Source organism: Streptomyces sp. NPDC001985, from assembly GCF_040296845.1.
Lineage (GTDB): Bacteria > Actinomycetota > Actinomycetes > Streptomycetales > Streptomycetaceae > Streptomyces.
Map to the genome: position 1 here is coordinate 14487 of NZ_JBEOYB010000009.1, position 15532 is coordinate 30018.

Below are 15532 nucleotides of genomic sequence, written 5' to 3' on the forward strand. Positions count from 1 at the left end.
GCGACCCCGGGCGGGCGGCCGGCGGCCCGCAACCGGGGCCCGTTGATGATCGGTTATGGTCGCAACCATGGCGACTCCCGACTTCATCCGAACGATCCGTGCCACCGCCGGCCATCAACTGCTCTTCCTCCCGGGAGTCAGCGTGGTCGTCTTCAACGAGCGGGGCCAGGTCCTGCTGGACCGCCGCGCCGACGACGGACGGTGGTCGATCATCGGCGGTATCGCCGAACCGGGCGAGGAGCCCGCCGAGACCGCGGTGCGCGAGGTGTACGAGGAGACCGCGGTGCACTGTGTCGCCGAGCGGGTCGTACTCGTCCAGGGGCAGCCCCGGGCCGTGACCTACCCCAACGGCGACCAGTGCCAGTACATGGACATCACCTTCCGCTGCCGGGCGACCGGCGGCGAGGCCCGGGTCAACGACGACGAGTCGCTGGAGGTGGGCTGGTTCGACCTGGACGCCATGCCGGAGCTGAGCGAGGGCGCCCGGTTCCGGATCGAGCAGGCGCTCACCGACGGCCCCGCCTGGTTCGCCCCCGCGGCGCCCGCGGTCACGGCCTAGGGTCCGCCTCCCGGACCCGACCGGACCGGACCGGTGAGCGGGGCCGGACGCACCGGGCCCCGGGGCCGGGGAACACGAACCCGGCGGCCCCGGAAGGCGGACACCGGTGGCCCGGCCCGCCCCCGGTCAGCCCACCGCGGCGACCGGATCGAGGACCCGCCGGCGCTCCGCCCGCAGCGCCGGCACCACCGCCAGCGCGACCGAGGCCGCCACCAGCCCCGCCCCCGTCAGCAGCAGCGACCCCCACGACGGCAGCAGCGCGATCCCCGCGCCCACCCCGCTCGCCGCGCCCTCCAGATCGATGACCGGCCCCGCCACCAGCAGCCCGGCCGCGATCCCCGCCACCGCCGCCGCGCAAGCGGTGACCGCGCAGTTGGCCACCACCGTCCCCGCCAGCTGGCGGGGGGTCAGACCGATGGCGCGCAGCGCGGGCAGCTCCCGGGAGTGGTGCCACACGGCGGAGCCCGCCGAGGACGCCAGCTCCGCCACCGCGATCAGTGCCAGCACCCCGATCAGCCCGGCGAGCACCCCGCTCACGGGTGTGGGCCCCGGGGGAGGGGCGCGCCGGACATCGGCGCCGGGCAGCGCCCCGGCGAGGGCGCCGGCGACGGAGTCCGGATCGGCGCCGGGCCGCGGCAGCACCGCGTAGGCCTGCGGCCCCAGCGCCGTGCCGTTCTCCCGCAGGGTGTCCAGGGTCGTGGTCACCACCAGCCCGCCGTGCTCCGGCTCGATCGAGCGGCCCACGATGTGCAGGATGTGCGGGGTCCCGCCGACGGTGAGCCGCACCCACTGCCCCACCTCGGCGCGGGTCGCGTCCAGCATGCCCTGACCGGCCACCGCCTCGTGCGAGGCGGACGGCGCTCTGCCCTCCACCGTCGCGAAGGGGTACGGGCGCTCCGCCGTGCCCAGGCCGCGCAGCGTCACCGACCGGGTCTGGCCCGGTATCAGCGCTGTCACCTCCGCCGCCGGATACACCGCCCGCACCCCGGGACCCTCCCGCAGCCGGGCCACATCGGCGGCCCCGAGACCGCCCTCCTGACGCACGGTCAGCGGTGCCGCCGGACTCGCCCGGCCTCCGGAACCGCTGTCCAGTCCGTCCAGCGTCGCCAGGGCCGAGAGCGCCACCGTGATCAGCACCACCGGCACCGAGAGCCGCAGCACCCCCGCCGCGAACCGGGCCCGCCGGTGCACCGCCCCGCGCCACCCCAGCACCAACTGCGGCGGCGTGCCCCGGCGCAGGGCCGCCCGGGCCAGCCGTGACATCCGGCGCGGCACCGGCCGGGCCGCGCGCGCGGCGGGGCTCGGCGAGACCCGGGCCGCCCGGGCGGCGGCGTACACCGTGGCCGCCGCGATGACCAGGACCGTCGCCGCGCCGATGCCCGCGCCCGCCGGACCGGCCCCCGGCAGCGCCCCGCTGTACGCCACCGCCTCGCCGATCGGCTCCGGCAGCAGCGCCCCCACCGTCCGCACCAGCAGCGCCCCGGCCCCCACCCCCACCAGCGCCAGCACCGTGTGCTGGCCGAAGAACATCACAGCGATCTGGACCGGGGTCATACCGACCGCCTTGAGCGCGGAGATGTCCCGGGTCTGGCCGAACACCCGCGAGCCCACGCCCCCGGTGACGGCGACGGCCGCCGCCAGCAGCGCGCCGAGCCCGAAGACCCGCAGCAGCTGCCCCAGCAGCTCGTGGTCGTCGGCGAAGGCGGCCCGCGACTCGCGCCAGTTGGTGTTCCGCACGACATGCTCGGGGCCGACGGCCGCGACCGCCTGCTGCATGACGAAGTCGGTGTCCGCCGGATCGTCCAGCCGCAGCCCGGCGATCCACCGGGGCCGGTCCGGGTCCGTGTACCGCGCCACCGTGCCGGCCGAGGTCCAGGCGATCCCCGGGCGCCGCCCCGCCGCGTACCCCGCCTCCGCCGTGGCCACGATGCCCACCACCCGCAGAGCGCTCCCGGCCGGACGGCCGCGCGGGGTCAGCCGGTCGCCCGGCCCGACCCACAGCGCCCGGGCGGTCGCGCGGTCGAGCACCACCTCCCCGTCGGCACCGCCGAGCCGGGCACCGTCCAGCAGCCGCGCCTCCCCGGGCCCCCGGGCACCGGCGGCCCGCAGATCCAGCGCGGCGGTGCCGGTCCCCCCGGCGACCGTGAGCGCGGCCGTGGGGTGCGGCCCGGAGACACTCCGTACGCCGTCGAGCCGGCGCAGCCCCTCCGGGTCGGCGCCGGTGCTCAGCCGGAGCGTGATGTGATGCCCCCGCGTCTGGGTGAACAGCTGCTGCCAGGGGCTCGCGGCGAACTGGAGCAGCGCCGCCGACAGCAGCAGCGCGGCGGTGATCCCGGCGGTCGCCAGGGTCAGGGTCGCCGCCTGCCCCCGGTGGGTGCGCAGATCGGCGGCGGCCCAGCGCAGGATGGCGCGCACGGCTACTCCGCCGGCTCGACGGGACCCGCGACGACCCCGTGGGCGCCGTCGCCGAAGTCGTCGGACATCCGGGTGTCGTCGATGATCCGCCCGTCGCTGAAGCTGATCACCCGCTCCGCCGAGCTGGCGACCCGGGCGTCATGGGTGACCAGCACGATCGTCCGGCCCCGCCGGTGCAGCGAGGAGAGCAGCCGCACCACCTCGCGGGTCCCCCGGCTGTCCAGGCTGCCGGTGGGCTCGTCGGCGAGCAGCAGATCCGGCTCGTTGACCAGCGCGCGGGCGAGCGCCACCCGCTGCTGCTCACCGCCGGACAGATCGCCGGGCAGCCGGTCCGCCCGGTCCTCCAGACCGAGTTCGGCGAGCAGTTCCCGGACCGCGGCCCGGCTCTCCCGGGCCCCGCGCCCCGCGAGCAGGGCGGGCATCTCGATGTTGTCGGCGACCGTCAGGGTCGAGACGAGATTGAAGAACTGGAACACCACCCCGATCCTGCGCCGCCGCAGAATCGCCCAGCGGGCCTCCCCGAGCCGGTCGACCCGCACTCCGTCCAGGGCGATGGTCCCGCTGTCGGGGCGCTCCAGACCGGCGAGCAGATGCAGCAGGGTGGACTTCCCGGCGCCCGATGTGCCGGTGACCGCGACGAACTCCCCGCGCCGCACCTCCAGATCCACACCGCGCACCGCGCGCACCCGGCCGGCGTCGGTCGTATGGCTCTTGGTGAGACCCGAGACGCTCAGCAGCGGAGCCGGGGCGGCCGTGCTCATTCCAGCTCCTCCTGGCACCGCTCCAGCCAGTCGAGATCGGCCTGGAGGTGCAGCGTCGCTCCCTCTATCAGCAGGCTCGCTATCCGGTTGGCCCGGTCCTCGCCCCCGCTCCCCGCGTCCTCCAGCCGGGAGAGCGCCCGCATCAGATTGAGGTAGTGCCGCCGCTGCTTGTTGATCAGGGTGATCTGGTCCGGCCGGCCCGTGCGGTGCGCCAGCGCGAGCTTCATGAAGAAGTCGTCCCGTACCCGGGGAGCCTCGGACGGAGTCTCGTACCAGGCGTCCACCGCTTCCCGTCCCGCGTCCGTGATCTCGTAGATGCGCTTGTCCGGCCGGTCCGACTGGCTGACGTGTCTGCCCTCGATGAGCCCCGCCTGTTCGAGACGGCCGAGGGTGACGTATATCTGGCCGATGTTCGGCTGAGGGTACGCGGCGCCCAGAAGTTTCTCCAGAGCCTGTCTCAGCTCGTAGCCGTGGGCGGGACCACCGGCGAGCAGCGCCAGCAGATGAAGACGCACGGTGCCGGGTTCCCTCCTGGGACGAGTGGGCTGCCGAGTCTCCGGCGACTCGGCACTTCGGGGCGGGGAATCCCGGGTTCCGGGAGCAGGACCGGCCCGCGGGCATCCATGATGCCTGGTACGGAGTACATATGATGTGCCGGAAGGGGGACAGGTGGCCCGTCCGCCCCCGCCGGCCGGGAGAGGGCGGCGAGTGATGCGCGGGACACGCACGGCGGCCCTGACCGCGGGCCGCATCCTGCTCGCGTCCGCCGTGCTGCTGGCGGCCGGCTCGGGCCCGGTGCCCCGCCCGGGCACCTCCGGGACCTCGGGCGACGGACGCGGCCCGCTGACCCTGGCGACCGGCCGGGATCTCACCGGCTACCTCCGCAAGGTGCTCGACGGCTGGAACCGCACCCACCCCGGGGAGCGGGTGACCCTGGTCGAACTGCCGGAGGCCGCCGACGAGGTGCACGCCCAGATGCAGGAGAGCCTGCGGGCCGGCAGCAGCCGCTTCGACGTCCTCAACATCGATGTGGCCTGGACCGCCGAGTTCGCCGGGCGCGGCTGGATCGCGCCCGTCGACCCCCGGGGGCTGCCCCTGGGCGAACTGCTCCCCTCCGTCATCGAGACCGCCACCTACGACGGCAGGCTCTACGCCGTCCCCTATGTGACCAACGCCGGACTGCTCTTCTACCGCAAGGACATCCTGGCCCGCGAGGGCATCGAGCCTCCCCGCACCTGGGACGAGCTGGCCCGCGCCGCCTCCCGGCTCTCCCGCGAGTACCGGATGGACGGATACGCGGGGCAGCTCCTGCCCTACGAGGGGCTCACCGTCAATGTGACGGAGGCGATCCAGTCCGCCGGGGGCTCCCTCCTCGACGCGGACGGCCGGCGCGTGACGGTCAACTCGCCCGAGGCGCTGGCCGGGCTCACCTTCCTCACCCGGGGTGTCAAGGAGGGGTGGATACCCCGCGAGGCCCTGACCTACAAGGAGGAGAACTCCCGCCGGGCCTTCCAGGAGGGCAGGCTCCTCTTCCTGCGCAACTGGCCCTATGTGCATGTCATGGCCTCGGAACCGGGCTCGGCGATCGCGGGCAGGGTCGCCGCCGTGCCCCTGCCGGGCCCGGAAGGGCCCGGCACCGGGGTCCTCGGCGGTTCCAATCTCGCGGTGAACTCCCGTACCGAACACCCCGTGTCCGCGGCCGAACTCATGGCCTACCTCCTCGGTGAACCCGTGCAGCGCACCGTCCTCACCGAGGGCGCGCTGCCGCCCGTCTGGGCCTCGCTCTACGCGGACCCCGCGCTGGTCCGCCGCTTCCCCTATCTGCCGGCCCTGGCGCAGAGCGTGCGGACCGCGCGGGTGAGGACCAAGCACATGGAGTACGAGCAGCTGAATCTGGCGGTCGCGGCCATCACCCACAGCGCGCTCGCCGGACGGATCACCCCCGCCGAGGCGCTGGCCCGGCTGGAGCGCGAACTGCGCGAGATCGTGGCGGGCGGCTGATCCGGCTCATTTCGGCGGACCTACTCGCGTGTTGAGTAGGGGCCGGGTCTCCGGGTACCCGGTTGCCATGGCTTTCCCCGGAGTCCCTCTGTGCTCACTGGCGCGTCAACTCCCTGTTTTTCGGCGCGATTTCGGACGAATGGCTTGACGCTGCTCGCTCGCCACTACATAACATGAAACTACGGCCGCTCGTGAAGGAGGGTGACGGATGTTCCTGACCCGGAGGGCTGATCACACCGGCCCGCGCGGCGGCCTCCGGACCGCCGGACCCCCGCCCGCCCCGGGCACCGGCGCCCGCGCCTGGTGGCGTGACGCGGTGATCTACCAGATCTATGTCCGCAGCTTCCTCGACAGCACGGGCGACGGCATCGGCGACCTCGCCGGTGTACGGGCCGGACTGCCCTATGTCCGCAAGCTCGGCGTCGACGGCATCTGGCTGACCCCCTTCTACCCCTCGCCCCAGCACGACCACGGCTACGACGTGGCGGACCACCGCGCGGTCGACCCGGTCTACGGCGATCTGGCCGAGTTCGGACGCCTGATCGCCGACGCCCGCCGGCTGGGCCTGAAGGTCCTCATCGACATCGTCCCCAACCACTGCTCCAGCGAGCACGACTGGTTCCGCGCCGCCCTCGCCGCCGCGCCGGGCAGCGCCGCCCGCTCCCTCTTCCACTTCGCCGACGGCCGGGGACCGGACGGCGCCCTGCCGCCGAACAACTGGCACTCCATGTTCGGCGGGCCCGCCTGGACCCGGGTCCGGGAGGCGGACGGCAGCCCCGGGCAGTGGTACATGCACCTCTTCAGCCCGGAGCAGCCGGACCTCAACTGGCGCGACCCGCGCGTCGGCGCCTACTTCGACGGCGTGCTCCGCTTCTGGCTGGACCGGGGCGTCGACGGCTTCCGCGTCGATGTGGCGACGGGCCTCTTCCACCACCCCGACCTGCCCGACTCCGAGGACCCGGCCGCCGACGAGCGCTCCCGCGACTCCGTCAACCCGCTGGCCTGGAACCAGCCCGAGGTGCACGGGGTCTGGCGGCACTGGCGCGCCGTCTGCGAGTCGTACACCGCCTGCGACGGCCGGGACCGGCTGCTCGTCGGTGAGGTCTCCGTACCGACCGCCGCCGACCAGGCCGCGTATGTCCGCCCCGACGAACTGCACCAGGCGTTCTTCCTGCATCTGCTCGGCGCCCGCTGGGACGCGGGCGCCTTCCGCCGGGTGATCGCCGAGGCGCTGCGGGACATCGCCGGCACCGGCTCCACCGTGACCTGGGTCCTCAACAACCACGACCAGGTGCGGACCGTCACCCGGTACGCCGGTGGCGACGGCGCCACGGGCGCGGCCCGGGCCCGCGCCGCCGCGCTGCTGATGCTGGCCCTGCCCGGAGCCGCCTATGTCTACCAGGGCGAGGAACTCGGCCTGCCCGAGGTCGAACTGCCGGACGAGGCCCTGACCGACCCCATCTTCCGCAGGACCGGCAGCCGCCGCTATGTCCGGGACGGCTGCCGGGTCCCGCTGCCCTGGTCGGGACACGCCTCGCCGTTCGGCTTCACCGGCCCCGACAGCACCGCGCCGCCCTGGCTGCCGCAGCCCGGCTGGTTCGCCGAGCACACCACCGACCGCGCCCTGGGCGACCCGGGGTCCTTCTGGCACCTCTACCGCCGGGCCCTCGAACTGCGCCGCCGTTTCCGCCGGCCGGACCCGCCGGCGCGGTTCGAGGGCCCGGCGGCCGACGGGCGAGCGGTCCCGGGGCGCGGTGCGGCCGGTGGCGGCCCGCGCTGGCTCGAAACGCCGCCCCAGGTCCTCGCCTTCGCCCGCGCGGACGGCCTGGTCTGCGCGGTCAACTTCGGCGACCGGTCCGTACCGGCACCGGTCACGGACACCCCGCTGCTCACCAGCGGCCCCTGCCCGCCCGGCCGGCTCGCCGGCAACACGGCGGCCTGGTGGGCCGCCGGCGGCCCCGGGCCGGGCGCCCTCCCGGCCGAGCCCTTCGTCCCCGGGCCGCCCCGGCCCCCGGAGGCCGCCGCCGGACCGGCCCACCGCGGTCTCCCGCCCGCCGGGCCGGAGCCACTCCCGGGAAACGGACCATGCGGACCAGCGTCATGAGAGCGTCCCCGGACCTCGCTCCGGCCGTCTCTCCCTCCTCCGCCCGGAGTGCGGCGGCCCCGGCCCGGCGCCGCTCCGCCCGCTCGCGGGACGGAGCCCCCCGGGTGGTCGTCGTCTCGCTCGCGGTGCCCGCCAGCCTGGAGTGGGCGGTCCGGCTGCGCCGGGCCTGCCCGCTCCGGCTCGTGGTGCGCCCCTGGGGCGATCAGCTCGGTTACGAGTACCTGAGGCGGGCCGGGGGAGTCCTGGCCGTGCTCGACAGCCCCACTCCCGAACCCCTCGCCGAACTCGTCCAGCGCGTGCGGTCCTTACGGCTGCTCGGGCCCGTGGCCGTCGCGCTGGGCCATCGCGTCGACCCGGAGCCGCTGCTCGCCGCGGGCGCTCTCAACGTACTGAACCGGGAGACGACGGCCTCGGCGCTCACCGCCCGGATCACCGCCGACCTCCGCTGGCTCGGCCGCGCCACCGGCACGGAGCCGGACCCGACGACGACCGCGCCGGAGCCGCTGAAGCCCTCGCACCGGAGCCAGTCCCTGCTGCTGGAGATCCTGCTGGGCGCGCAGGGTCCGCTCTGCTGCCATGACGTGCGCTATCTGCTGGGCGAGGCGACCCGGCCGATGACCCTGCCCGCGCTGCGGGCCCGGATTCAGCGGCTCGGACCGCATCTGGCCCAACACGGCCTGGTCTGCCGCCGCACGGTCCGCTGGGGCGCCGACACCTTCACCCTGTACGCGACGGGCGCGCCGCAACGGGCGGGGTGATCCCGTCCCGGGCCCGGCGATCCCCGCCGCCGCGGGCCCCCTCGCCCCGTCCCTGCCGATGTCTGCGGAGATGCCCAAGACGGGCGATCCTCACCGGAGGCGGCCACCCCACCCCCGCCCGGGGTGGCCGCCACACCTGCCCCCGCCGCCCGAAGGCAACGCCGCAGCGTGCCGGGTGCCGGGTGCCGGGCAGGTGGCAGCACACTCCTAGCCTCCGCCGGTGTCGGCCGAGGGTGCGGAGGACGGGACGACTTCTTCGGAGGGAGGCAGCACACCCCAGCCCCTCAGCAGGGGGCGGTGCATCTCAGCCTCCTTTGTCGGGTGGGTGGTGTACCCGCTGTCGGTTGGGTGGTGCACCTCAACTTCCCTTGTCGGGTGGGTGGCGTACCCCCCGTCGGTTGGGCAGCACACCCCAGCCCCTCAGCAGGGGGCGGTGCACCTCAGCCCCCTTTGCCGGGTGGGTGGCGCACCCCCTGGCGGATGGGCAGCACACCTCAGCCTCCCTTGTCGGGTGGGCAGCGCACCCCCCTGCCGGGAAGGCAACACAACCCCAGCCCCCCGGCAGGGAGACAGCACCCCCAGCCCCGCCGGCGTTTGAGGCGCGGGGGCTCGGGGGCCGGCCCCCGACGCGGGCCCGCACCGTGCGGAGAGGCCGCACACCCATGGCCCGTCAACCCAAGGTTGACGAGACCCAGGTGTCAACCTAAGGTTGACGCATGGAGAAGCCCGTGCAGATGAACCGAACCGTCCGTCTCGACGATCTGATCGACGCCATCAGAAAGCACCACACCGGCGCCCTCGACCAACTCTCCGAAGCGGTGGTCGCCGCCGACCACCTCGGCGAGGTCGCCGACCATCTGATCGGCCACTTCGTGGACCAGGCGCGGCGCTCGGGCGCCTCCTGGACCGAGATCGGCGCCAGCATGGGAGTGACCCGGCAGGCCGCCCAGAAGCGCTTTGTCTCCAAGGACGGCGCGGAGGCCCAGGATCTCGACCCCAGCCAGGGCTTCAGCCGCTTCACCCCCCGCGCCAAGAACGTGATCGCCGCCGCGCAGAACGAGGCCCACGCCGCGCGCAACGACCGGATCACCCCCGTCCACCTCACGCTCGGACTGCTCGCCGATCCCGCCGCGATGGGCTCCCGGGCGATCCTCGCGCAGGGCATCCCGCTGGACTCCGTCCGGCAGGCCGCGACCGGCGCGCTCCCGCCCGCCGTCGACGAGGTGCCGGATCTGACCCCGTACGACGCAGGGGCCCGCAAGGCGCTGGAGCTGACCTACCGTCATGCCCTGCGGCTCGGGCACAACTACATCGGCACCGAGCACATCCTGCTCGCCCTGCTGGAACAGGAGGGCGGTGCGGGGGTGCTCTCCGGAGCCGGTGTGGACCGGGCGGCCGTCGAGTCGTACGTCGCGGAGGCGCTGGCCGCGATCGCCGCGGCCCATGCGCGGGGCGAGGTCGCGGACCTGGGCTGACGGCCCGGGAGGAGGATCATGGCGGCCTCGGCCCAGGGGTTGGCCGAGGCCGCCGAGTGGGCAGCCCGTCAGGGGTCGGAACTGCCCGGGGCGGAGCACCGCGGAGGGGGACGCGAGGAGGAGAAGCGTCCTTCCCCGGGCTCCGGTCTATCGGGCCCGTGCGGGCGTGCCGGGCGCGGTGGCCGCGCCGGTCCCGGTACCGCTCGGCGGCGGTACGGGCCCCGGCCGCTCGGCGCGGCGGCTGCCGCGTAAGGCGGGGCGGAAGAAGAGGTGCATGGTCGCGCGCTGCCGGCTTTCCTCGGAGGCATGGCCCGGCCCGGGTCCGATGAACCCCGCCGGTACCAGAGCAGTAAATATATATACCGTTGAGTAAGCAAGGGTATGAAAAATTTCATGCACCGTGGCGCGGCGGCCGGTCACGGCCACGGGCACCGCCGCCCCGCCCCTGACGGGGTGGGGCGGACTCAGTCGTCGAGGAAGAAGTCGTGCTGCTCGGCGGCGTGTTCATACCCTTCCAGCCGCGTCTGCGTCCGCTGCGGATCGGCGTCCGCCATGGCCTGGAGCAGCGCCGCCGACAGCACCCCGGGCGCCGCGTAGGAGTCGAAGACCAGCCGCGACCCGGTGGCGGCGGTCAGCACCGCGTCCGCCTCGCCCAGCAGCGGGCCGAGCATCTGATCGGTGATCAGGGCGACCTTCAGCCCGGTGGCGCGGGCGGCCCGCAGCGCCGCCAGGGTCTCCTTGGCGTGCCGGGGCATCGCGAAGGCCAGCACCCAGCTCCCGCCGGCCTCCCGCGACTGGACCAGCGCGTCATAGGCGACGCTGCCGCCCCGGGTCACCGTCCGCACATCGGGGTGAATCCGGCGCGCCGCGTAGGCGAAGTACTCCGCGAGCGAGCCGGAGATCCGCAGCCCCAGCACGGTCAGCGGTACCGATCGGGCCAGTTCGCCGCCGATGTCGAGCACCCGCCCGGTGTCGGCGAGCACCCGGCGCAGGCTCTCCAGATTCTCGATCTCGGTGTCGATCGCCGCCTGGAGTTCATTGCGGCGGGCCGCGTCACCCGCGCCCGGCGAGGGGGCCAGGGCGGAGAGCGCGATCGGCTGGAGCGCCTCGCGGAGCGCCGGATAGCCGCTGAAGCCCACGGAGGCGGCGAAGCGGGTCACCGACGGCTGGCTGACACCCACCCGCTCGGCGAGATCGGTGATCGACAGAAAGGCGGCCTCGGTGAGGTGATCGGTGATGTACTGCGCGATCCGCCGCTGCGCCGGCGAGAGCCGGTGGTCCCCGAAGAGGGCGAGGACCCTGTCGGTGGGGGCGGCCTCCGCGTCGGGCGACGGTCCGCCCGGCGTGATCGCAGACGCCTGGGCGCGTGCCTGCTGATCTGATGGCACCGGTGTCACTCCTTCTCGTCCCGCTGCCGCTCAACATAGCCCAGCGGCCCCCGTGGAGAGCGCCCGGTCGCACCCGTATCCGCCGGCCGTCCCGCATGCCGGACAGCGCCGGACAGCGCCTCGCGGTGCCGGACGGCGCCCGGACCCGGCGGGCCGGACTTGCGGGACGATCACCGTCCTCCCTACGCTGCCGCCACCGAGACCAGTTGTTATGTCCTGGTTGCTCCAGGGAGACACCATGCCCGTGAGGCCCCCCGTCCCGCCGTTCACCCGCGCCTCGGCCGCCGAGAAGGTCCGGCTCGCCGAGGACGGCTGGAACAGCCGCGACCCCGAGCGGGTCGCCCTCGCGTACACGGAGGACGCGCGCTGGCGCAATCGCGCCGAGTGGATCAACGGACGGGACCAGATCGTCGCCTTCCTCACCCGCAAGTGGGCGCGCGAGCTGGAGTACCGGCTGATCAAGGAGGTCTGGGCGCACGGCGGCGACCGCATCGCCGTGCGCTTCGCCTACGAGTGGCACGACGACTCGGGCGTCTGGTACCGCTCGTACGGCAACGAGAACTGGGAGTTCGACGGCGACGGGCTGATGCGCACCCGCCACGCCAGCATCAACGACACCCCCATCGAGGAGCCCGACCGCCGCTGCCGCTGGCCGCTCGGCCGCCGCCCCGACGACCACCCGGGTCTGGCCGGCCTCGGTTTCTGACCGCCCGGTCCCGCCCGGGGCCCACCCGGTCCCCGGTCCCGTACGGTCCCGTCCGGGCCGCCGCCACGGAGATGCGGGCACCGGCGGCCGGGGAGCATGCTGTCTGTGTGACCAGCGGGACACCGAGGAGCGGCGGCCGGGCACCGGGCGAGCGGGAACGCGTACTGGCGCACGCGACCGTGAGCGCGATCGAGGCGGTCGGCGGTTACGCGGGCGGGGTCTATCTGCGTTCGCGGACCGGGGGCCTGCTCCGGCTGGCCGTGCTCGCCGGGCTGCCGCCCACCCTGTTCCGGCCCTGGTGGCGGATGCACGCGAACCGCCCCTTCCCGATCGCCGAGGCCTTCCGGCTGGGCCGCGCCATCCATCTCGCGGACGCCGAGGAGGCCATGCGCCGCTTCCCGCAGCTCATGGCCGGGCTGCCCTTCCCGTTCGGTTCGCTGTACGCGCCGGTCAGCGGCGGGCGGGAGAGGCTGGGGGTGCTCGTGGTGCTGCGCCGGGCCACCCCGGGGCGGCCGGTCGAGAGCGCCGACCGCCGGCGGCTGGACAGCGCGGCCCACCGGCTCGGGGCCGCGCTCGGCGCGCTCGGCGCGTCGGGGACACCCGTGGAGTGGGACGGCGAGCCGCTCTCCGTGCAACTCCCGGCCGTCATCACGCCCCCGGTGGCCAGGGGCCGGTTCACCTGGGACCTCGGCAGCGGCGAGGTCAGCGCCGACGACGGGATGTGCGCCATCCTCGGCACCGCCCCGGCGGAGTTTCCCGGGACGGTCGGGGCGCTGACCGAGGGGCTGGCCCGGGAGGACGTCCTCGGACTGTGGTCACTGGCCCAGCAGACCGCCGCCGCGGGGCCCCCGGCCTCCCGCCGGATTCAGCTGCGCGGCCCCGACGGCCGCCCCTACCTGGTCGAGCTGACGTGCGACGGCGACAGCGACGGAGGCGCGACGGGGGCCGCCGGTGGCACCAGGGGCCTCGGCGCGGGCCCCGGGAGCGGCGGGGACCCCGGCCCGCCGGGCGCGGCGGCGCGCGGCCGGCTCGCCGGGTTCGTGCTGGACCTCGGGGCGGGACCGGTGGTCTCCGACGCCACCGACCGCGTCCCGCGCGGCTTTCTCTCCCTCGACCGGCTCGGCCGGATCGTCCATCTCAACCGGGGCGCCGAGACGGTGCTCGGCCTGGGCCGGCCGGAGCTGGCGGGCCGGGTGCTCTGGGAGGCGCTGCCCTGGCTCGGCCGGCCCTTCTACGAGGAGCACTTCCGGGCCGCCCTGATCTCGCACGCCCCGGTCCGCTTCGCCGCCCGCCGCCGGCCGGACGACTGGCTCTCCTTCGAGCTGTACCCCGGCCACGACGGGGTGACCGTCCTCCTCGTCCCCTCGGACGAGCCCCCGGGCGGCGCCGGAGCCGGCTCCGGGAGCGGTGCCGGGACACGGCTGCCGGGGACGGGGACGGGGACCGGGAGCGCCGAGGGCCCCGGGCTCGCCGCCGGTCTCGGCACCCCGGCGGACCGCACCTCGGTGCTCTACCGCCCGGTCGCCCTCGCCATCGCGCTCACCGAGGCCGTGACCGCCCGTCAGGTGTCCGCCGTGGTCACCGATGAGCTGCTGCCCGCCTTCGGCGGCGGACAGCTGGCGATCTACCTGCTGCACGAGAGGCATCTCTTCCTCGCCTGGGAGACCGGATTCCCGCAGGGCTTCCTGCGCCGCTTCGAGGGCGTGGGGCTGGAGGCCCGGCTGCCCGGGGTCGAGACCCTGACCTCCGGCCGTCCGCTGTTCTTCGAGTCCATGGAGCATCTGGCCGCCGCCTACCCGGGCATCCCGCTGGACGCCCATGTGGGGGCCCGCGCCTTTCTGCCGCTGATCGCCTCCGGCCGGCCGGTCGGCTCCTGCATCCTCGGCTTCGACCAGCCGCGCGGCTTCAGCCACGAGGAGCGCACGGTCCTCACCGCGCTCGCCGGACTGATCGCCCAGGCCCTGGAGCGGGCCCGGCGCTACGACAGCGAGGCGGCGCTCGCCCGAGGTCTCCAGGACGCCCTGCTGCCGCACCGGCTGCCGGTGCTGCGCAACGCCACCACCGTCGGCCGCTATCTCCCCGGCACCCAGGGCATGGACGTCGGCGGCGACTGGTACGACGTCGTCGAGACCGGCGGCAGCCTGGCCCTGGTCATCGGCGACGTCCAGGGCCACGGTGTGCCGGCCGCCGCCACCATGGGCCAGTTGCGCAGCGCGGTGCGCGCCTTCGCGCTCAGCGGCCACGATCCGCAGGAGGTGATGAGCGGCACCAACCGGCTGCTGATCGACCTGGACCCCGGCCAGTTCGCCAGCTGCTGCTATGTGGTCGTCGACCCGGCCACGGGCCGCACCCAGGCGGTGCGGGCCGGGCATCCCCAGCCCCTGCTGCACCGTCCGGAGGGCCGTACCGAGGTGCTGGAGCTGGCGGGCGGTGTGGTGCTGGGGGTGGACGCCTCGGCCTCGTACCCCGTCACCGAACTGACCCTGGACCCCGGAGCGGTGCTCGCCCTCTACACCGACGGGCTGGTGGAGGAGCCGGGCACCGATATCGACATCGGGGTCGAGCGGCTGCGGTCCACCCTCGCGCGGTGCGGCGCCTCGCCGCTCGCGGAGACGGCCGACCGGCTGATCCGCGAGGCCGTCCAGGCGACGGACCGGCCGGACGACATCGCGCTGCTGCTTGCCGCCCGCTGGGAGTGAGCCGGGCGGCCGGCAGCGGTGCGAGCCCGCTCAGCCCCTGCTCAGGGTGATCTCCGAGCGGGCGGTGTTGAGGATCACGGGAAGCGGGACGAACCCGTTGGAGGAGTCCAGTTCGATGAGGACGGCCTCGCCCCGCGCGCTGCCGGGGGTGAAGGCACCGCTCGGGTCGGTGGTCTCCCGCCAGGTGTGGGTCCGGTCGTCGCAGGTCGCCAGCGCGCCGTCGATCTCCGCGCGGGCGCTGCCCTGGACGGCGTTGGAGCCGATGAGGACCGGGCCCGAGCGCAGCGATGAGCACCGGTAGGTGCCGCTGAGGGTGAGGGTGCCGTCCTGGGCGATCCGCCCCTGGGGGGTGATCGTGATGGTGTCCGGGGCGAATTGCGCGCCGGCGGACCCGGGGGTGAGGCCGGTGATGAGGGCGGCCGCGATGCAGACGGTGGAAAGGAGCGTGGTGCGTCGTGCGTTGATCATGCTCCCCCAACGAGCGCATGGGGCAGAGGTTTCGCATGTCCATGCGAACGGGTGACACGGCTTCTATTCTGATTGTCGGTCAACTGGCCGATAGGATAGTGCAGGTTTCAACCAGGTAATTCATTCGTTACTGAAGAAGCCCCGGAATCCCCGAGGCGCACACGATGGTGGCATATGCCAGCTCCCGGTGACTTCCCC

The 15532-nt window shown here is 74.6% G+C and carries 12 protein-coding genes; 7 read left to right on the plus strand and 5 right to left on the minus strand.

The window, feature by feature from the left end; genetic code table 11:
• Positions 1 to 67: 67 nt before the first annotated feature.
• A complete protein-coding gene (locus tag ABT122_RS05790; RefSeq protein WP_351545908.1) occupies positions 68 to 559 on the plus strand; it encodes an NUDIX hydrolase in 492 nt (163 codons plus the stop codon).
• A 126-nt stretch (positions 560 to 685) separates the two neighbouring features.
• Here ABT122_RS05790 and ABT122_RS05795 read toward each other — a convergent pair whose 3' ends face one another.
• From ABT122_RS05795 to ABT122_RS05805, 3 genes are read right to left on the minus strand one after another with little or no spacing between them, the layout of a single operon-like run.
• Entirely contained in the window at positions 686 to 2974 is a 2289-nt protein-coding gene (locus ABT122_RS05795) for an ABC transporter permease (RefSeq protein ID WP_351545911.1), read from the minus strand.
• Positions 2975 to 2976: 2 nt separating this feature from the next.
• On the minus strand, positions 2977 to 3735 hold the full coding sequence (locus ABT122_RS05800; RefSeq protein WP_351545914.1) for an ABC transporter ATP-binding protein: 759 nt from the start codon (positions 3733 to 3735) through the stop codon (positions 2977 to 2979).
• On the minus strand, positions 3732 to 4250 hold the full coding sequence (locus tag ABT122_RS05805; RefSeq protein ID WP_351545917.1) for a PadR family transcriptional regulator: 519 nt from the start codon (positions 4248 to 4250) through the stop codon (positions 3732 to 3734). Before ABT122_RS05805 ends, ABT122_RS05800 begins: the two co-directional genes overlap by 4 nt.
• Positions 4251 to 4446: 196 nt before the next feature.
• Between ABT122_RS05805 and ABT122_RS05810 the strand changes: the two genes are divergently transcribed.
• From ABT122_RS05810 to ABT122_RS05825, 4 genes are all read left to right on the plus strand, one after another.
• On the plus strand, positions 4447 to 5736 hold the full coding sequence (locus ABT122_RS05810; RefSeq protein ID WP_351545920.1) for an ABC transporter substrate-binding protein: 1290 nt from the start codon (positions 4447 to 4449) through the stop codon (positions 5734 to 5736).
• 208 nt (positions 5737 to 5944) lie between these two features.
• On the plus strand, positions 5945 to 7840 hold the full coding sequence (locus tag ABT122_RS05815) for an alpha-amylase family glycosyl hydrolase (RefSeq protein WP_351545923.1): 1896 nt from the start codon (positions 5945 to 5947) through the stop codon (positions 7838 to 7840).
• Positions 7837 to 8598, plus strand: a complete 762-nt coding sequence (locus ABT122_RS05820; RefSeq protein WP_351545926.1) for a hypothetical protein — start codon at positions 7837 to 7839, stop codon at positions 8596 to 8598. Before ABT122_RS05815 ends, ABT122_RS05820 begins: the two co-directional genes overlap by 4 nt.
• A gap of 716 nt (positions 8599 to 9314) precedes the next feature.
• Positions 9315 to 10073, plus strand: a complete 759-nt coding sequence (locus ABT122_RS05825; RefSeq protein WP_351545928.1) for a Clp protease N-terminal domain-containing protein — start codon at positions 9315 to 9317, stop codon at positions 10071 to 10073.
• A gap of 464 nt (positions 10074 to 10537) precedes the next feature.
• Here ABT122_RS05825 and ABT122_RS05830 read toward each other — a convergent pair whose 3' ends face one another.
• On the minus strand, positions 10538 to 11461 hold the full coding sequence (locus tag ABT122_RS05830; protein ID WP_351545931.1) for a MurR/RpiR family transcriptional regulator: 924 nt from the start codon (positions 11459 to 11461) through the stop codon (positions 10538 to 10540).
• Between the two features lie 238 nt (positions 11462 to 11699).
• On the opposite strand from ABT122_RS05830, the gene ABT122_RS05835 reads away from it, so the two are divergent.
• Positions 11700 to 12167 (plus strand): nuclear transport factor 2 family protein, encoded by a 468-nt coding sequence (locus ABT122_RS05835; protein WP_351545934.1) that lies wholly within the window; start codon positions 11700 to 11702, stop codon positions 12165 to 12167.
• Positions 12168 to 12238: 71 nt separating this feature from the next.
• The gene (locus ABT122_RS05840; RefSeq protein WP_351545937.1) at positions 12239 to 14866 is read left to right on the plus strand and encodes a SpoIIE family protein phosphatase; all 2628 of its coding nucleotides are present in this window, start codon (positions 12239 to 12241) and stop codon (positions 14864 to 14866) included.
• Between the two features lie 30 nt (positions 14867 to 14896).
• Here the strand turns inward: ABT122_RS05840 and ABT122_RS05845 are convergent, their stop codons facing one another.
• The gene (locus ABT122_RS05845) at positions 14897 to 15334 is read right to left on the minus strand and encodes a DUF6299 family protein (RefSeq protein WP_351545940.1); all 438 of its coding nucleotides are present in this window, start codon (positions 15332 to 15334) and stop codon (positions 14897 to 14899) included.
• Positions 15335 to 15532: the final 198 nt, after the last annotated feature.